Genomic DNA, 14,990 nt, shown 5'->3' with positions numbered 1-14,990 from the left:
TTTAGCGAGACCCCGCCTGAACCGAGCACCGCAGGTTGCCCGTAGCGAAGCGCAGGGACGCAGCAACCAGGGTCGCCTTTTCTTTTGCTTACTTTTCTTTTGGCGAAGCAAAAGAAAAGTGAGTAGCCGCCGGGCTACCCCCGGCCAGCCACTCTCAGCAGAGGGCACACCGCAGGAGCAAAAACCACCCCCAGAAGCCATAATCCAAACCATGCCCCGCCCTTCCCAACAACTCCACCCCCACCGCGACCCAGCCCCCCTGCGCCCAGCCGCGACGGTCCTCCTACTGCGCGACACCGCGCAAGGCATAGAAGTCCTGATGACACGCCGTTCGATGACGGCCAGCTTCGCACCAGGCGCCTACGTCTTCCCCGGCGGCGGCATCGACGCAACGGATGCCCAGGCGCACGCCCAGTCCACCCGGCGGGCGACACAAAGCGACCTGCACCTCACGCAGGCCATCGCGGCGATCCGCGAGAGTTTTGAAGAGCTCGGCGTGCTGCTGGCGCGCCACGCCGACGGCAGCCACGTGACGACGGCCGACATCGCGGCGCTGGACCGCAAGGCACCCTTCGCGGCGCAATGCCGTGAGCGCGGCCTCACGCTGGCGGGCGACGAGGTGTTTGTGCTGGCGCACTGGGTCACCGACCGCGACCTGCCGCGGCGATTTGACGTGCCCTTTTTGGTGGCACGCATGCCCGAGGGCCAGAGCCCGGTAGCCGACGAGGCCGAGCAGTTCGAGCCGGTCTGGGTACGGCCGGCCGAGGCGCTGGCGCGGCACGCGGCGGGCGGCTTCTTCATCATCTTTCCCACGATACGCACGCTGGAAAAACTGCAGCACTATCCCGACGTCGATGCGGTGCTCACCGCCTGTGCGTCCGAAATCCCGCTGTGGACCTCCTGCCCGCGCGCCGGGCTGTTGGGCGGCAAGGAAGCACGCTACATGGAACATGAAGCCCCGTACGGCGAACTCGCGTTGACCTGCCCCGACGGGCAGATCGTGCATACACTGGACTGGCAAAGCGCGCAGCCGGTGGCGCTGCTGCGCAACGTGCAACGCCTGACAGCGCCCAACCCGGGTGTGATGACCGGGCCGGGCACCAACAGCTACCTCGTCGGCGACCCGGGCAGCGGCTATATCGCGATCGACCCCGGCCCGGCCGACCAGGAACACCTGCAGCGCCTCTGGCAGGCGGCCGGCGGTGATATCCGCATGATTGTCTGCACGCATTCGCACCCCGACCACTCCCCCGGCGCGAAGCCGCTACAGGCGCTGTGCCGCACGGCCCCGCCCATCCTGGGGCTGCCTTCCGCGCCCACGGCGCGCAGCGCGAGTGCCTTCACGCCGGACAGGGCGCTGCAAAACCAGGAACGCCTCACACTTGAAGGCAAAGGCGCGGACGGCGGAGCGACCACCCACACACTGAAGGTGCTTCACACCCCCGGCCATGCGGCCAACCATGTCTGCCTGGTGCTGGAGGAAGACGGCCTGCTGTTCAGCGGCGACCACATCCTCAACGGCAGCACCACCGTTATCGACCCGCCGGACGGCGACATGAACGCCTACCTCGACTCGCTGGATGCGCTCAGCGCGGCTTGCGGCGAGCACCACATTGAATTCATCGCCCCCGCACACGGCTACGTGATCGGCGAGGCCAAAACCGCGATTGCCCAGCTCAAGGCGCACCGCCTCAAGCGCGAGGCCAAGATCCTCGGCGTGATGCAGGCCCGCCCGGACGGCACCATGGACGACTGGGTCGCGGCGGCGTACGACGATGTGGACCCGCGCATCTGGCCGGTGGCCAAACGCTCGCTGCTCGCGCACGTGGAACGCATCGAGTCGCAGGGATTTTCCAATTTGTAGGGCTACCGGGGCGCCTCGCTCGTCCTGCCGCCCCCAGTGAGGGAATGCCAGGCTGACGGACGGCCCCTTGCTAAGGTATCCTGCATTCCGCGCCATCAGGCACATCAATTGCTTGGCCTGTGGCGGCCCCGGTTTATACTTTTTTTCTCATACCTGCCGGGAACCGGGCCACCAGCCCGCCTTTCCGCGGGATTCTGAACTCACGTATTCAACATTCAGCGAGGTTTTTTTCATGCCTTCCATCACGACCCGACATTTCCTTCAAAGCGCCGGCATATTGCTGGCCGGCCTGGTTCTGGCAGCCTGCGGCAAGCAGGAGCCGCCGGCACCGGCAGCCGGCGCCTCCGCGCCCGCCGCAGCAGCACCAGCCGCCAAGGTCTATGTGGTGGGCACCGACGCCGCCTACGTGCCCTTTGAATCGCAGAACGACAAGGGCGAAATCGTCGGCTTCGACATCGAGGTCGTGCAGGCCGTGGCGAAAAAAGCCGGCATCGAGGTGAAATTCATCAACACGCCGTGGGAAGGCATCTTCAACTCGCTCAATCAGGGCGACCGCGACCTGCTGGTATCCGCCATCACCATCACGGCCGAGCGCAAGCAGACCATGGATTTTTCGACCCCCTACTTCGACGCGCAGCAACTGATCGCCGTGAAGAAGGATTCGAAGATCGCCAAGTTCAACGACCTGAAAAAACTCAAGGTCGGCGTGCAGAACGGCACCACGGGCGATGAAGTCATCACCAAGCTGCAGGGCAAGGACAGTCCCAACATCAAGCGCTTTGAAGCAACGCCCCTGGCGCTGAAAGAACTGGAAGCCGGCGGCGTGGATGCCGTGGTGGCCGACAACGGCGTGGTCGAACACTACGTCAACAACAACAGCGGCGCCCAATTCAAGACCATCACCGACGCCAGCTTTTCCCCCGAGCAGTACGGCCTGGCCGTGAAGAAGGGCAACACCGAACTGCTGGAAAAACTCAACAAGGGCCTGGCCGACATCAAGACCGACGGCACCTACGACAAGATCTACGCGAAGTACTTCGGCGGCGCGGGCGCGAAAGCACCGGCGGCAGCCGCGTCGAAGTAAGGCTGGCCTCCCCAGGCGCCGCCGGTTTCATCGCTGCGCGGCGCCTGCAATGACTCCCGAGCACGCGACCCCGCCTGCAGGCGCCACACCGGCCGGCCGCAGGCGCTCCTTGCGCGCCATTGCCATTTTTGAAGCCACCAAAGGCCTGGCCGCAATGGCGGCCGGCTTAGGCCTGCTGGAGCTGCTGCACCACGACATCCACCGGCTGGCCCTTGCGCTGCTGTGGCGCTTTCACCTTGACCCGGCCTTACCCTATCCCACACTCCTGCTGCATTACGCAGACCTGCTGAGCGCCATAGACCTGCGCACGCTTGCGCCTGTGGCGCTGGCGTATATCGCCGTGCGCTTCCTGGAAGCCTGGGGGCTGTGGAGGGAAAAAACCTGGGCCGAATGGCTGGGCGCGCTGTCGGGGGCCTTGTACATCCCGCTGGAGCTGGCCCACCTGGCGCACCGGCCCGGTGCCATCAATGCCGGGGTGCTGCTCATTAACGTGGGAGTGGTCGGTTTCCTGGCGTTCCAGCTTTGGATGCGCCGAGGCCATGGCAGGCATGTTGCCCCCAAGGCCCTAAATAAAGTGTGAAGCCCGCCGATAAGCCGGATTCTGTGCACCGGGCCCCCTTGGAGAAGACCCGGCGTGACCGCCATTAATCTGGGCCGGGGGTCGCCCCCACGGCTCAATGCTACCTACCCGCCAGCTCTGCGGAACCACATCAACGCTGGCCTACTTGGTATTGCTGCGCGTAGAGATTGCCCGTTTCACCCGGCCCGGGGTTACCCCAAGGCCGACTCGTCTCTGTTGCTCTGATCCTCACCTCACGGTGGAGAGGTGTTACCTCCTACGCTGTCCTGTGCAGTCCGGACGTTCCTCCAGTGCCTGGTTTCCCAGATTGCACCAGCGGCGGTCTGGCAGGCTTCACGGGGCCTATTATCCGCCAGCAAACCCCAAAGGCGTGTCGCCCTTTAAAATGCGGGCTGCTTGATCAACACGAGCCCCCTTCCCATGATTCGCCTGACCGAACTCAAACTTCCGCTGGACCACGCGGAAGACGCCCTGCCCGCCCTGGCGGCCCAGACCCTGGGCATCGCCGCGGCCGAGCTGCAGAACGTCCACATCCACAAACGCAGCTTTGACGCGCGCAAGGCCGACCTGCTCAAGGTCTACATCGTCGACGTCACGCTGGCGGACGCCGGCCGCGAAAGCGCCCTGCTCACCCAATTCGCCGGCAACCCGCACATCCTGCCCACGCCCGACATGGCTTACCGCAACGTAGGCCAGGCGCCCGCCGGCCTGCCGCTGCGCCCGGTCGTCGTCGGCTTCGGCCCCTGCGGCATGTTCGCGGCCCTGCTGCTGGCGCAAATGGGCTTCAAGCCCATCGTGCTGGAGCGCGGCAAGACGGTGCGCCAGCGAACCCGGGACACCTGGGGCCTGTGGCGCAAGAACGTGCTGAACCCCGAGTCCAACGTGCAGTTCGGCGAAGGCGGCGCCGGCACTTTTTCCGACGGCAAGCTCTATAGCCAGATCAAGGACCCGCGCCACCTGGGCCGCAAGGTGATGAACGAATTCGTCAAAGCCGGCGCGCCCGCCGACATCCTGTTCGAGGCGCATCCGCACATCGGCACTTTCAAGCTGGTGAAGGTGGTCGAGAACATGCGCGCGCAGATCGTCGCGCTGGGCGGCGAGATCCGTTTCGAGCAGCGCGTGACCGACGTGCTGATCGAGGACGGCCCCGAGGGCAAGCAGCTGCGCGGCCTCACGGTGCTGGACCAGGCCACCGGCCAGAGCCAGGAGATGCGCGCCGACCAGGTGGTGATGGCGCTGGGCCACAGCTCGCGTGACACCTTCGCCATGCTCTACGAGCGCGGCGTGTACATCGAGGCCAAGCCTTTTTCCATCGGCTTTCGGGTCGAGCACCCGCAGGGCATCATCGACCGCGCGCGCTGGGGCCGCCATGCCGGCCACCCCTCGCTGGGTGCAGCCGAATACAAGCTGGTGCACCACGCGAGCAACGGCCGCTCGGTCTACAGCTTCTGCATGTGCCCGGGCGGCACTGTGGTCGCCGCGACTTCGGAGCCCGGCCGCGTGGTGACCAACGGCATGAGCCAGTACTCGCGCAACGAACGCAACGCCAACGCCGGCATCGTGGTGGGCATAGACCCGCGCGACTACCCCGGCTTTGAAGCCGGCGACGCGCTGGCCGGCATCGCGCTGCAGCGCCAGCTTGAATCGCACGCTTTTGTGCTGGGCGGCGGCAACTACAACGCCCCGGGACAGTTGGTCGGCGACTTCCTGGCGGGCCGCCCCTCGACCACGCTGGGCAGCATCACGCCGTCTTACAAACCGGGGGTGACCCTGGGCGACCTGTCGCCGGCACTGCCCGCCTATGCGATCGAGGCCATGCGCGAGGCCTTTCCGGTGTTCGGCAAGAAGATCAAAGGCTTTGACACGCATGACGCGGTGCTGACCGGCGTGGAAACACGCACCTCCTCGCCCATCCGCATCAGCCGCGGCGAGGACCTGCAAAGCATCAATGTGCGCGGCCTCTACCCGGCCGGCGAAGGCGCCAGCTACGCGGGCGGCATCCTGTCGGCCGGCGTGGACGGCATCAAGGTCGCCGAGGCGCTGGCGCGCAGCGTGCTGCAGGATGCCGAACGGCAGCGGGTGGCCGCATGATGGCTATCCAGAGCCGTTCACAAAACACAGCGAAGCGGTCCTGGCTAGGCGCGTCCGCCGCAGACAGTGCACCAGCACGGCAAGGCGGCGCAACAACGCCAGGAGGGTTTTGTGAGCGGCTCTGAAGATTTTCATTATTACGAGCCAGCCACAGGCCACGGCCTGCCGCACGACCCCTTCAACGCCATGGTGGGGCCGCGGCCCATAGGCTGGATTTCCTCGCGGGACGCGAAAGGGCAGCTCAACCTGGCGCCCTACAGTTTTTTCAACGCCTTTAACTACACGCCGCCCATCATCGGTTTCGCCAGCATTGGCGCCAAGGACAGCTTGCGCAATATCCGCGAAACCGGCGAGTTCGGCTGGAACCTGGCAACCCGGCCGCTGGCCGAGGCCATGAACCGCTCCTGCGCGATGGTGCCGCCCGAAGTCAATGAATTCGAGCTGGCCGGCCTCACGCCCGTGGCTTCGCAGCGCATCGCCGCGCCGCGCGTACTGGAAAGCCCGGTGTCCTTCGAGTGCCGGCTGACGCAAATCCTGCAGCTGCAGAGCGCCGACGGCGTGCCGGTGCCCACCTGGCTGGTGCTGGGCGAGGTCGTCGGCGTGTACATTGCAAGGCATCTGCTGAAGGACGGCATTTACGACACGGCGGCCGCCGAACCGATTCTTCGCGGCGGCGGGCCGGCCGACTATTTCACCGTCACCCCCGAAAACCTCTTTCGCATGTTCAGGCCGCGCTAGGCGGCCAGGGCACCCCGGCATTCCACTTTTTCACCCCATCACATGACCGACACCACCACACCCACCCCGCGCGCCAAGCGCCCCCGCCCGGCACAGCGCTCCCGGCCCGCCGGCCCGCCGCAGCCACAACAACGCACGCGCGAAGTCCATCCGGTGCTGGAAAAGCTGTTCGAGCTCTACCCCAGGATGTTCGGTGCGCAGTTCCTGCCGCTCAAGCTGGGCGCTTTCCAGGACCTGCTGGCCGAGAACCCCGAAGTGTTCAAGCGCGAGGAGCTCAAGGTCGCGTTGGGCCTGCACGCGCGCTCGACCCGCTACCTCGAATGCGTGGCGGCCGGCCATCCGCGCCACAACCTGCAGGGCGAACCCGTAGAGCCCGTGGCGCCCGAGCACGTGCACCACGCCATCATGGAAGTCTTCCGGCGCCGCCAGGCGCGCTCCAAGGAGGATTTGCGCCCCAAGGTCGTCGCCCGCCTGGTCGCGGCAGTTGAGGCTTCGGGCCTGAGCCGCGAAGCCTACGCCGAGTGCACCCGCACGCAGGACGAGGCCGCCAACGCGCTGCTTGATGAAGCTTTTGCCGAAATCGCGGTGCAGACCGCCAAACGCGAAGCGTTGATGCGGGCTTTTGAGGCCAGCGGCAAGACGGTGAAGCAGTTTGCCGAGATGTACGGCATGGCCCCGGCGGACGTCGCCCAAGCGGTGGAACGCACGCGGCAGGCCGGCGCCGCCCAGCCCCAATAAGGCAGGGTCAGTAGAGCGAGCGGCCGAAGCGCTCGAAGCGGGGCTGCCACTTCTCAAGGATGTCGGCCGACACCAGGATGCGTTCGGCCCGGCCTATCAGCAGCTGGCGCGGCACCAGGCCGATGTAGCGCGAATCGGCGCTGTTGTCACGGTTGTCGCCCAGCATCATGAACTGGTCGGGCGGAATCGTGATCGGGCCCCAGGTGTCCTTGGCCGCCACGCCGGCCAGCCACTGGATTTCATGCTGTCCCTGGGCCGTGCTTTCTTTCACGTGGGTGGCCACCAGCACGCCCACCGGGCCGGCCGGCTCCAGCGCCGTGTCCAGCGCCTCATAACGCGCCGCTTGCCCGTTGATGATGAGCACCTTCGCGCGCATTTCAACGACGTCGCCTGGCAGCGCCACCAGCCGTTTGATCAGGCGCACGCCGTCCAGCGGCGAGGAAAAGGTGACGACGTCGCCGCGCTGCGGGTCAGCCGTACGCGCCAGCACCACGTCGGTCAGCGGGACCTTGACGTTGTAGGCCAGCCGGTTGACAAAAACCACGTCGCCCTCGAGCAGGTTGGGCCGCATCGAACCCGAGGGAATGGGATTCCAGTCCGCGATGGCGGTGCGGAACAATCCGAACAACAACAGAAATACCAGAAAACCGCGGTTCTGCCTGATCCAGCTTTTCATGTCCGTGCTCCTTGAAAACTCCAAAAAAAAAGCGTCCCGTGCAGGGCGCCCTTTGATCTTCAAGCCTGGGTGTTTTGCAATGCCGCAATCCGCTCTTCAATCGGCGGGTGCGTGGCAAACAGCTTGCCGATGCTGCCGGTGATGCCCATGGCCTCCACGGCCTTGGGCAGCTCGCCCGGCTGCATGCCACCCAGGCGCGCCAGGGCGTTCATCATGGGCTGGCGCCGGCCCATCAGCTGCGCGGCGCCGGCGTCGGCGCGGAACTCGCGCTGGCGCGAGAACCAGGCCACGACGATGGCTGCGGCAAAACCGAGCACGATGTCCAGCACGATGGTGCTGACGTAATAGCCGATGCCGGGGCCGGAGTTGCTGTCGCTACCGCGGCGCAGGAAACTGTCGACGGCGTAGCCGATCACACGCGAGAGGAAGACCACAAAGGTGTTCATCACGCCCTGGATCAGGGTCATGGTGACCATGTCGCCGTTGGCGATGTGGGCGATCTCATGGCCCAGAACGGCCTCGATTTCTTCCTTGGTCATGCCTTGCAGCAAACCGGTGGACACGGCCACCAGCGAGGAGTTCTTGAACGCGCCGGTGGCGAAGGCATTGGGGGCGCCCTCAAAGATGCCGACTTCGGGCATGCCGATCTGGGCCTTCTCGGCCAGCTTGCGCACGGTCTCGACAATCCAGGCCTCATCGGCGTTCTGGGCTTCATTGATGACGCGCACACCGGCGCTCCATTTGGCGACCGGCTTGCTGATCAGCAGCGAGATGATGGCGCCGCCAAAACCGATCACGAGCGCAAACCCGAGCAGCATGCCGAGGTTCAGCCCGTTCGGCGTGAGATAGCGGTTGACGCCCAGCAGGCTGGCGACGATGCCCAGCACCGCCACGACGGCGATATTGGTCAGGACAAACAGGAAAATACGTTTCATGGGTTCTCCGTGGGGTCGGTGAAAAAGCCCGCCTTGCGCAGGATATGAGGGTCCGCGGACCCGGTTCAAGCGGTGCCAGCGCCTAAGTGGCTGATTTTTATCTGTTATTTATGACAGCCGGCCGGAATACAAGGGAGTCATCATAAAAGGAAAAGTTCTCGTTCTCGGGCCACCAGCCGGGCACGCCCAGCACCGGCAAGGGTGCAAAAGGCTTGGCGGCGAGCCTGGCTGCGCTGAGGTCGGCCGCCACCCAGGCGTCCAGTTCCGCGATGGAGCCCATGGGTGGCTGCGCCAGGTAGACATGGGCCGTGATGGCTTTGCGCGGGCTCAGCAGTTTTTCGAGCAAGGCATGGCCGAACAGCACGAGCCTGGCCTCCCGCCACAGCTGCCTGTGGGTGATGAAGAGGCTGTTCCAGTCGCGGGCCAGCAGCGCGTCCCACAGCGCTTGCGGCGCCGACAGGAAGGCCGCGTTTTCGTCGAACACCGTGAGGGCATCGCGCACCGGGCCGCGCACCGGGGCCACGCCCGCGGCGGCGATCTCGGCGGCCTGCAGCTGGTTGAGCTTTCGCTTGGTTTCCGGAAAACGCATCCAGCACAGGCCGTTGAAAAAATCGTGCGCGCCCTCGCGGGTCGGGCACAGGCGGGTCCTGGCGATAAAGCTCTCATAGGCCTCACCGGAGGGCAGCGTGCATTGCGGCGCGAAACAGACCGGCGCAGGCTGCACCGCGTTGAGCGCCTGGTGCAGCGCGACGCCCGCCGTGACCGCGCAGGCCGCGCGCTGGCCGGGTTCACGCCAGGCCTGCAGCCAGGGCTGTTCCCAGTCGATGGGGGGTAGCGGTGCCGGGTTTCCCATGGCGCTCAGGCCTTGGCCGGTTTGGGCTGCTTTCTGTCGCGCACCATGACCGTGGACTTGCCTTCGTCGGTAATCTCAAAAAGCTGGGTGGCCACCAGCAGCTTGGTCAGCGTGGCGTAGCCGTAGTTGCGGTGGTCGAAGGAGGCCTGGTTGGCGATCTGCGTGCCGACCGCGCCGACGCGCGCCCAGCCCTCGTCGTCGGCCGCGGCCTGCACCGCGTTGCGCAGCAGCATGACGAGCTTGGCGTCCTGGCGCAGCTGCGCGGGCGTGGCCCGCAGCGGCGTGGCGGACACGGCCTCGCCGTCGTCCTTGCTGTCGCCGTGGGGAGTCCCGGCCGCGTCGGCGACCGCGATGGGGCGCAGCTTGTCGAGGAACAGGAAGCGCGAGCAGGCGTTGACGAAGGGCTCGGGTGTTTTCTGCGCGCCGAAACCGTAGACCGCAGCGCCCTTGGCGCGCAGGTGCATGACCAGCGGCGTGAAATCGGCGTCCGACGAGACGATGCCGAAGGCGTCGGGCCGATCGGTGTAGAGCAGCTCCAGCGCGTCTATCACCATGGCCATGTCGCTGGCGTTCTTGCCCTTGGTGTAGTCGAACTGCTGCATGGGGCGTATGGCGTGTTCGTGCAACACCTCTTCCCAGCCTTTGAGTTCGTTTTTCTTCCAGTTGCCGTAGGCGCGCCGGATGTTGGTCTCGCCGAAGGTCGACAACTCGTTAAGGATCAGGTCGATCTTGGACGCCGGCGAGTTGTCGGCGTCTATGAGCAAGGCAACGCGCGGCTTGTGGTCCATCATGTGCTTTCTGAAGTTTCGAGCTTCCAGGGCAGGCTTTCACCCGAGCGCAGCGGCTTGAGTTCGGATTCACCGAAGGCATAGCTTTCGGGCGGGTGCCAGCTTTCTTTCTTGAGCGTGATGCTGCCGGTGTTGCGCGGCAGGCCGTAGAAGTCGGCGCCGTTGAAGCTGGCAAAGGCTTCCAGCTTGTCCAGCGCGCCGGCCGCGTCAAAGGCCTCGGCATAAAGCTCCATCGCCGCATGGGCGGTGTAGCAGCCCGCGCAGCCGGTGGCGTGCTCCTTGAGGTGGGCAGGGTGCGGCGCGCTGTCGGTGCCGAGGAAGAAGCGCGCGTTGCCGCCGGTGGCGGCCTCGACCAGCGCCAGGCGGTGGGTTTCACGCTTGAGCACCGGCAGGCAGTAATAGTGGGGGCGGATGCCGCCCGTGAAGATCGCGTTGCGGTTGTAGAGCAGGTGGTGGGCGGTGACCGTGGCGCCGGTGAAGCGGTCGGCGTCGCGCACATAGTGTGCTGCTTCCCGTGTGGTGATGTGCTCGAACACGATCTTGAGTTCGGGGAAATCGCGGCGCAACGGAATCAGCTGGGTGTCGATGAACACGGCCTCGCGGTCGAACAGGTCGATGTCGGACGAGGTCACCTCGCCGTGCACCAGCAGCAGCATGCCGGCTTTCTGCATGGCTTCCAGCGTCTTGTAGGTCTTGCGCAGCTCGGTCACGCCGGCGTCGCTGTTGGTGGTGGCACCGGCCGGGTAGAGCTTGGCCGCGACCACGCCGGCATCTTTGGCACGGGCGATTTCGTCGGGCGGCAGGTTATCGGTCAGGTAGAGCGTCATCAGCGGCTCAAAGCGCACGCCGGCCGGCACGGCGGCCTGGATGCGTTCGCGGTAGGCCACGGCCTGGGCGGCGGTGGTAACGGGCGGGCGCAGGTTGGGCATGATGATGGCGCGGCCGAACTGAGCCGCCGTGTGCGGCACCACGGTCAGCAAAGCCTCGCCGTCGCGCACATGCAGGTGCCAGTCGTCGGGGCGGGTGAGGGTCAGGGTGGTAGCGGGGGTGCGGGTGGCGGAGGTCATGGCCTGAATTGTCGCACCGCCGGGACGCAAAGACGCTTACCTCGGCCTATCCGGCAAAGCCGGCCTGGGCGCCTCCCCACCACACGGCAGCCTGGAAACGGCCGGCCGCCGCCATGAAAAAAGCCCCGCATTGCGGGGCTTTTTTGTTTCTTCTTCTTTTTTGCAGTTGCGGTGATCTTCGGTGCGTTCAGTGCGACAGGATCTTGTTGAGGAAGTCCTTGGTGCGCGCCTGACGGTTCTCGGGGTGGTTGAAGAACTCGTCTTTCGAGCAATCTTCCAGGATTTTGCCGCCCACGTCCATAAAAATCACGCGGCTGCCGACCTTGCGGGCGAAGCCCATTTCATGGGTCACCACCATCATGGTCATGCCTTCGACGGCCAGTCCCATCATGCAGTCCAGCACCTCGCCGACCATTTCGGGGTCGAGCGCGGAGGTGGGTTCGTCAAACAGCATGGCGATGGGATCCATGCTGAGCGCCCGGGCAATCGCCACGCGCTGCTGCTGGCCGCCCGACAGCTGGCCGGGGAATTTGTCCTTGTGCGCCATCAGGCCCACGCGGTCCAGGTACTTGAGGCCGTGTTTTTTGGCTTCGTCGGGCTTGCGGCCCAGCACCTTGACCTGCGCCAGCGTCAGGTTTTCGGTGACGCTCAGGTGCGGGAACAGCTCGAAATTCTGGAACACCATGCCGACGCGGCTGCGCAGCTTGGGCAGGTCGGTCTTGGGGTCGTGCACGGCCTTGCCATCGACGAAGATCTGGCCCTTCTGGAAGGGCTCCAGTGCGTTGATGGTCTTGATCAGGGTGGATTTGCCCGATCCCGAAGGACCGCAGACCACGACCACTTCACCCTTTTTGATGCGGGTGGTGCAGCTGTTGAGAACCTGCACGTCGCCGTACCATTTGGAAACTTCTTTCAACTCAATCATCTTCTTCTCCAGTGTGCTCTTTGAGGTTTGCCTGCTGTGATGCGCGGCGCTCTTAGCGAATGATGGCGATTCTGCTGTTCAGGCGCTTGACCATGAAGGACAGCCCGAAGCAGATCACGAAATAAACCACGGCGGCCAGCAGGTAAGCCTCTTCAGGGCGGCCGTAGATCTTGCCGGCGGTGCTGAAACCCTTGAGCAGGTCATAGGCGCCGATGGCATAAACCAGCGAGGTGTCCTGGAACAGGATGATGGTCTGCGTCAGCAGGATGGGCACCATGTTGCGGAAAGCCTGCGGCAGGATGATCAGCTTCATGTTCTGCGCGTAGCTCATGCCCAGGGCGCGCCCGGCATTGACCTGGCCGCGGGAGATGGACTGTATGCCGGCGCGCATGATTTCGCTGAAGTAAGCGGCCTCGAAGGCGACGAAAGTGATGATGGCCGAGATTTCAGCGCGGTAGTTGGAGCCCCAGCTGCCGAAGGTCGTGTAGAACGAGGCCGGCACCAGCAGGAAGAACCACAGGATCACCATGACCAGCGGAATGGAACGCATGCCGTTGACGTAGAAGGTCGCGGGGATCGTCAGGAAGGACTTGCCGGAAAGGCGCATCAGGGCCAGCACGGTGCCGAAGATGATGCCGCCTATGGTGGCGATGACGGTCAGCTCTATGCTGAAAATAAAACCCTTGACCACGAACTGGGAGATCATGTCCCAGTTCAGGAAGCTCATGTCGAGTCCAAGCATGTCAGTGACCTCCGCCTGTTGAGCCGGCGACGACGAAGCCTGGGATTTGCACCCGCTTCTCGACGAAAGCCATGACGCGGTTGACCGCGAAAGCCGAGACGGCGTAGAGCGCCGTCACCGCCAGGTAGATTTCAATGCCGCGCGAGGTTTCTTCCTGAGCCTGCATGGCGAACATAGTGAGTTCGGCGATGGACACCGCGAAAGCCACGGAGGAATTCTTCAAGAGGTTCATCGATTCGCTGGTAAGCGGCGGAATGATGATGCGAAAGGCCATCGGCAAGATCACGTAGCGGTAGGTCTGCAGGGTCGTGAAACCCATGGCCATGCCCGCATAACGCTGGCCGCGGGGCAATGCCTGGACGCCAGCCCTGACCTGCTCGGCGATACGCGCTGAGGTGAAAAAGCCCAGGGCGAACACCACCAGGATGAAGCTGGGCAGCTCCTTCATGGCGGGGAAAATCTTGGGAACCACAAAGTACCAGATGAAAATCTGGACCAGCAGGGGAACGTTGCGGAACAGTTCAACCCAGGCATTGGCGAAACGCACAAGCCAGGGACTGTTCGGCAAGGTGCGCAGCGTGCCGATGATCGCTCCGCACAGCATCGCGATCACCCAGGATGCGCCGGCGACGGACAGCGTCCAGCCCCAGGCATCAAACATCCACTGCAGGTAGGTTCGACCACTACCGTCATCATTCAAAAATACCTGCCAATCCCAAGTCATCACGGCTCCAGCAAATGGTTGTTATGTTGTCTTCCCTGCGACGCTAACGGTAAACGGGAAACCCCGCCAGTGCAAGGCGACCGGCGGGGTTGTTCAATTTACCTGCCCAAAATTACTTCTGGACGTACTCTTCCATGGGCTTGTCGTTCGGGTTGTCCCAGGCTGCCTTGGTGCTGGCGCTCAGGGCCAGGCCGACCTTGGTGTTCTTCGGAGGAATCGGCGACAGGAACCATTTGGTCCACAGCTTGTTCATCTCACCCGACTTGATCATGCCCTTGACCGTGTCATCGGCCAGGCGCTTGAGCAGGGGGTCGTCCTTGCGGATCATGATGGCGATGGGCTCAACGCTCAGCACTTCACCGACGATCTTGAAGTCGGAAGGCTTCTTGGCGGTGGCGATGTTGCCGGCCAGGATGGAGCCGTCCATCACGAACGCATCGGCGCGGCCGGACTCGAGCAGCAGGAAGCTGTCGGAGTGGTCTTTGCCGAAGATTTCCTTGAACTCGACGCCGGTGGCGCGCTTGTTCTTGCGCAGGGTCTGCACGGAGGTGGTACCGGTGGTGGTGGCCACGGTCTTGCCGCTCAGTTGGGCCACCGAGGTGATGCCAGAGTTGGCCTTCACGGCGATGCGGACTTCTTCCACGAAGGTGGTCACGACAAAAGCCACGTCCTTCTGGCGGGTCGCGTTGTTGGTGGTGGAGCCGCACTCGATGTCGACGGTGCCGTTCTGCACGAGGGGGATGCGGTTCTGCGACGTCACGGGCTGGTATTTGATTTCCAGCTTGCGTTCAGCGGCTTTTTCGAGGCCGGCCAGGATGCGCTGGCAGATTTCGACGTGGTAGCCGGTGTACTTGCCGTCACCCAGGGTATATGAGAGCGCGCCGGAAGAATCGCGAACGCCCATGGTGACAACGCCGGAAGCCTTGACTTTGGAAAGGGTGTCAGCGAATGCGGCGCCGGTGGCGAGCAGGGCGACGGACAGAGCGACAAGCTTGAGTTTCATGGAATCTCCTGTAATGAATGAAACGGTTAGCGAACTATTTTAGAGAGATGGTACCCGGGGCTAGCCTAGGTTTACCCGGCCTCTAAAACGGGGAAAACGAAGTGTTTGCGAAGTGTTTGGAGCGGTAGTTGCCGCTGAACCCGCGGAAGCCGTGGCAATTCCTGGGGTTTTCCAAAGTGGTG

General features: G+C 64.2%; 15 protein-coding genes and 1 other RNA gene. 6 read left to right on the top strand and 10 right to left on the bottom strand.

Going from position 1 to position 14,990, the window contains the following annotated elements:
* The first annotated feature begins 211 nt into the window (after window positions 1–211).
* The 3 genes from AC1D1F_RS22270 to AC1D1F_RS22260 all read left to right on the top strand — a co-directional run bounded on the left by AC1D1F_RS22270 (window position 212) and on the right by AC1D1F_RS22260 (window position 3,528).
* Entirely contained in the window at window positions 212–1,864 is a 1,653-nt protein-coding gene (locus AC1D1F_RS22270; RefSeq protein ID WP_477696492.1) for an MBL fold metallo-hydrolase, read from the top strand.
* Window positions 1,865–2,096: 232 nt separating this feature from the next.
* Entirely contained in the window at window positions 2,097–2,948 is an 852-nt protein-coding gene (locus tag AC1D1F_RS22265) for a basic amino acid ABC transporter substrate-binding protein (RefSeq protein ID WP_477675045.1), read from the top strand.
* Between the two features lie 49 nt (window positions 2,949–2,997).
* The gene (locus AC1D1F_RS22260; RefSeq protein WP_477675046.1) at window positions 2,998–3,528 is read left to right on the top strand and encodes a DUF2127 domain-containing protein; all 531 of its coding nucleotides are present in this window, start codon (window positions 2,998–3,000) and stop codon (window positions 3,526–3,528) included.
* Here the strand turns inward: AC1D1F_RS22260 and rnpB are convergent.
* An RNA gene (gene rnpB / locus AC1D1F_RS22255) (RNase P RNA component class A) lies at window positions 3,523–3,863 on the bottom strand. The genes AC1D1F_RS22260 and rnpB overlap by 6 nt on opposite strands.
* 85 nt (window positions 3,864–3,948) lie before the next feature.
* Here rnpB and AC1D1F_RS22250 point away from each other — a divergent pair.
* The 3 genes from AC1D1F_RS22250 (at window position 3,949) to AC1D1F_RS22240 (ending at window position 7,095) form a co-directional block, all read left to right on the top strand.
* On the top strand, window positions 3,949–5,619 hold the full coding sequence (locus tag AC1D1F_RS22250) for an NAD(P)/FAD-dependent oxidoreductase (protein ID WP_477675047.1): 1,671 nt from the start codon (window positions 3,949–3,951) through the stop codon (window positions 5,617–5,619).
* 111 nt (window positions 5,620–5,730) lie between these two features.
* Window positions 5,731–6,357: a flavin reductase family protein gene (locus AC1D1F_RS22245; RefSeq protein WP_477675048.1), complete on the top strand. Its 627-nt coding sequence runs from the start codon at window positions 5,731–5,733 to the stop codon at window positions 6,355–6,357.
* Between the two features lie 42 nt (window positions 6,358–6,399).
* Window positions 6,400–7,095: a ProQ/FINO family protein gene (locus AC1D1F_RS22240; protein ID WP_477675049.1), complete on the top strand. Its 696-nt coding sequence runs from the start codon at window positions 6,400–6,402 to the stop codon at window positions 7,093–7,095.
* Between the two features lie 7 nt (window positions 7,096–7,102).
* On the opposite strand, the gene lepB is transcribed toward AC1D1F_RS22240, so the two are convergent.
* The 9 genes from lepB to AC1D1F_RS22195 all read right to left on the bottom strand — a co-directional run bounded on the left by lepB (window position 7,103) and on the right by AC1D1F_RS22195 (window position 14,808).
* The gene (gene lepB, locus AC1D1F_RS22235) at window positions 7,103–7,771 is read right to left on the bottom strand and encodes a signal peptidase I (protein ID WP_477675050.1); all 669 of its coding nucleotides are present in this window, start codon (window positions 7,769–7,771) and stop codon (window positions 7,103–7,105) included.
* Between the two features lie 59 nt (window positions 7,772–7,830).
* Window positions 7,831–8,706, bottom strand: coding sequence for a protease HtpX (gene htpX / locus AC1D1F_RS22230; RefSeq protein WP_477675051.1), 876 nt, complete (start codon window positions 8,704–8,706; stop codon window positions 7,831–7,833).
* Window positions 8,707–8,803: 97 nt separating this feature from the next.
* Complete coding sequence (locus AC1D1F_RS22225; protein ID WP_477675052.1) at window positions 8,804–9,559, bottom strand: DUF3025 domain-containing protein; 756 nt, start codon at window positions 9,557–9,559, stop codon at window positions 8,804–8,806.
* A 5-nt stretch (window positions 9,560–9,564) separates the two neighbouring features.
* Window positions 9,565–10,347 carry an NYN domain-containing protein gene (locus AC1D1F_RS22220; protein WP_477652956.1) on the bottom strand — a complete coding sequence of 261 codons (783 nt, stop codon included), beginning with the start codon at window positions 10,345–10,347 and terminating at the stop codon, window positions 9,565–9,567.
* The gene (gene pyrC, locus AC1D1F_RS22215; protein ID WP_477675053.1) at window positions 10,347–11,414 is read right to left on the bottom strand and encodes a dihydroorotase; all 1,068 of its coding nucleotides are present in this window, start codon (window positions 11,412–11,414) and stop codon (window positions 10,347–10,349) included. The genes AC1D1F_RS22220 and pyrC overlap by 1 nt, the downstream gene beginning before the upstream one ends.
* 187 nt (window positions 11,415–11,601) lie before the next feature.
* Window positions 11,602–12,339, bottom strand: coding sequence for an amino acid ABC transporter ATP-binding protein (locus AC1D1F_RS22210; RefSeq protein WP_477652954.1), 738 nt, complete (start codon window positions 12,337–12,339; stop codon window positions 11,602–11,604).
* Between the two features lie 52 nt (window positions 12,340–12,391).
* Window positions 12,392–13,081, bottom strand: coding sequence for an amino acid ABC transporter permease (locus tag AC1D1F_RS22205; RefSeq protein WP_477652953.1), 690 nt, complete (start codon window positions 13,079–13,081; stop codon window positions 12,392–12,394).
* 1 nt (window position 13,082) lies between these two features.
* Window positions 13,083–13,805, bottom strand: coding sequence for an amino acid ABC transporter permease (locus tag AC1D1F_RS22200; RefSeq protein ID WP_477652952.1), 723 nt, complete (start codon window positions 13,803–13,805; stop codon window positions 13,083–13,085).
* 112 nt (window positions 13,806–13,917) lie between these two features.
* Window positions 13,918–14,808 (bottom strand): transporter substrate-binding domain-containing protein, encoded by an 891-nt coding sequence (locus AC1D1F_RS22195; RefSeq protein WP_436156389.1) that lies wholly within the window; start codon window positions 14,806–14,808, stop codon window positions 13,918–13,920.
* Between the last annotated feature and the right edge of the window lie 182 nt (window positions 14,809–14,990).

The organism is Polaromonas sp. P1_H6 (assembly GCF_056405195.1).
Note: the sequence above shows the minus strand (reverse complement) of the source record. Positions and strands in the feature narration are given on the sequence as shown.

Bases quoted from the DNA above. Each gene is read 5' to 3' on its own strand.
- AC1D1F_RS22250 (WP_477675047.1), top strand. From the start codon at position 3,949: ATGATTCGCCTGACCGAACTCAAACTTCCGCTGGACCACGCGGAAGAC.
- AC1D1F_RS22205 (WP_477652953.1), bottom strand. From the start codon at position 13,081: ATGCTTGGACTCGACATGAGCTTCCTGAACTGGGACATGATCTCCCAG.
- AC1D1F_RS22225 (WP_477675052.1), bottom strand. From the start codon at position 9,559: ATGGGAAACCCGGCACCGCTACCCCCCATCGACTGGGAACAGCCCTGG.
- AC1D1F_RS22220 (WP_477652956.1), bottom strand. From the start codon at position 10,347: ATGGACCACAAGCCGCGCGTTGCCTTGCTCATAGACGCCGACAACTCG.
- AC1D1F_RS22200 (WP_477652952.1), bottom strand. From the start codon at position 13,805: ATGACTTGGGATTGGCAGGTATTTTTGAATGATGACGGTAGTGGTCGA.
- AC1D1F_RS22265 (WP_477675045.1), top strand. From the start codon at position 2,097: ATGCCTTCCATCACGACCCGACATTTCCTTCAAAGCGCCGGCATATTG.
- htpX (WP_477675051.1), bottom strand. From the start codon at position 8,706: ATGAAACGTATTTTCCTGTTTGTCCTGACCAATATCGCCGTCGTGGCG.
- AC1D1F_RS22195 (WP_436156389.1), bottom strand. From the start codon at position 14,808: ATGAAACTCAAGCTTGTCGCTCTGTCCGTCGCCCTGCTCGCCACCGGC.
- pyrC (WP_477675053.1), bottom strand. From the start codon at position 11,414: ATGACCTCCGCCACCCGCACCCCCGCTACCACCCTGACCCTCACCCGC.
- AC1D1F_RS22240 (WP_477675049.1), top strand. From the start codon at position 6,400: ATGACCGACACCACCACACCCACCCCGCGCGCCAAGCGCCCCCGCCCG.
- AC1D1F_RS22210 (WP_477652954.1), bottom strand. From the start codon at position 12,339: ATGATTGAGTTGAAAGAAGTTTCCAAATGGTACGGCGACGTGCAGGTT.
- lepB (WP_477675050.1), bottom strand. From the start codon at position 7,771: ATGAAAAGCTGGATCAGGCAGAACCGCGGTTTTCTGGTATTTCTGTTG.
- AC1D1F_RS22270 (WP_477696492.1), top strand. From the start codon at position 212: ATGCCCCGCCCTTCCCAACAACTCCACCCCCACCGCGACCCAGCCCCC.
- AC1D1F_RS22260 (WP_477675046.1), top strand. From the start codon at position 2,998: ATGACTCCCGAGCACGCGACCCCGCCTGCAGGCGCCACACCGGCCGGC.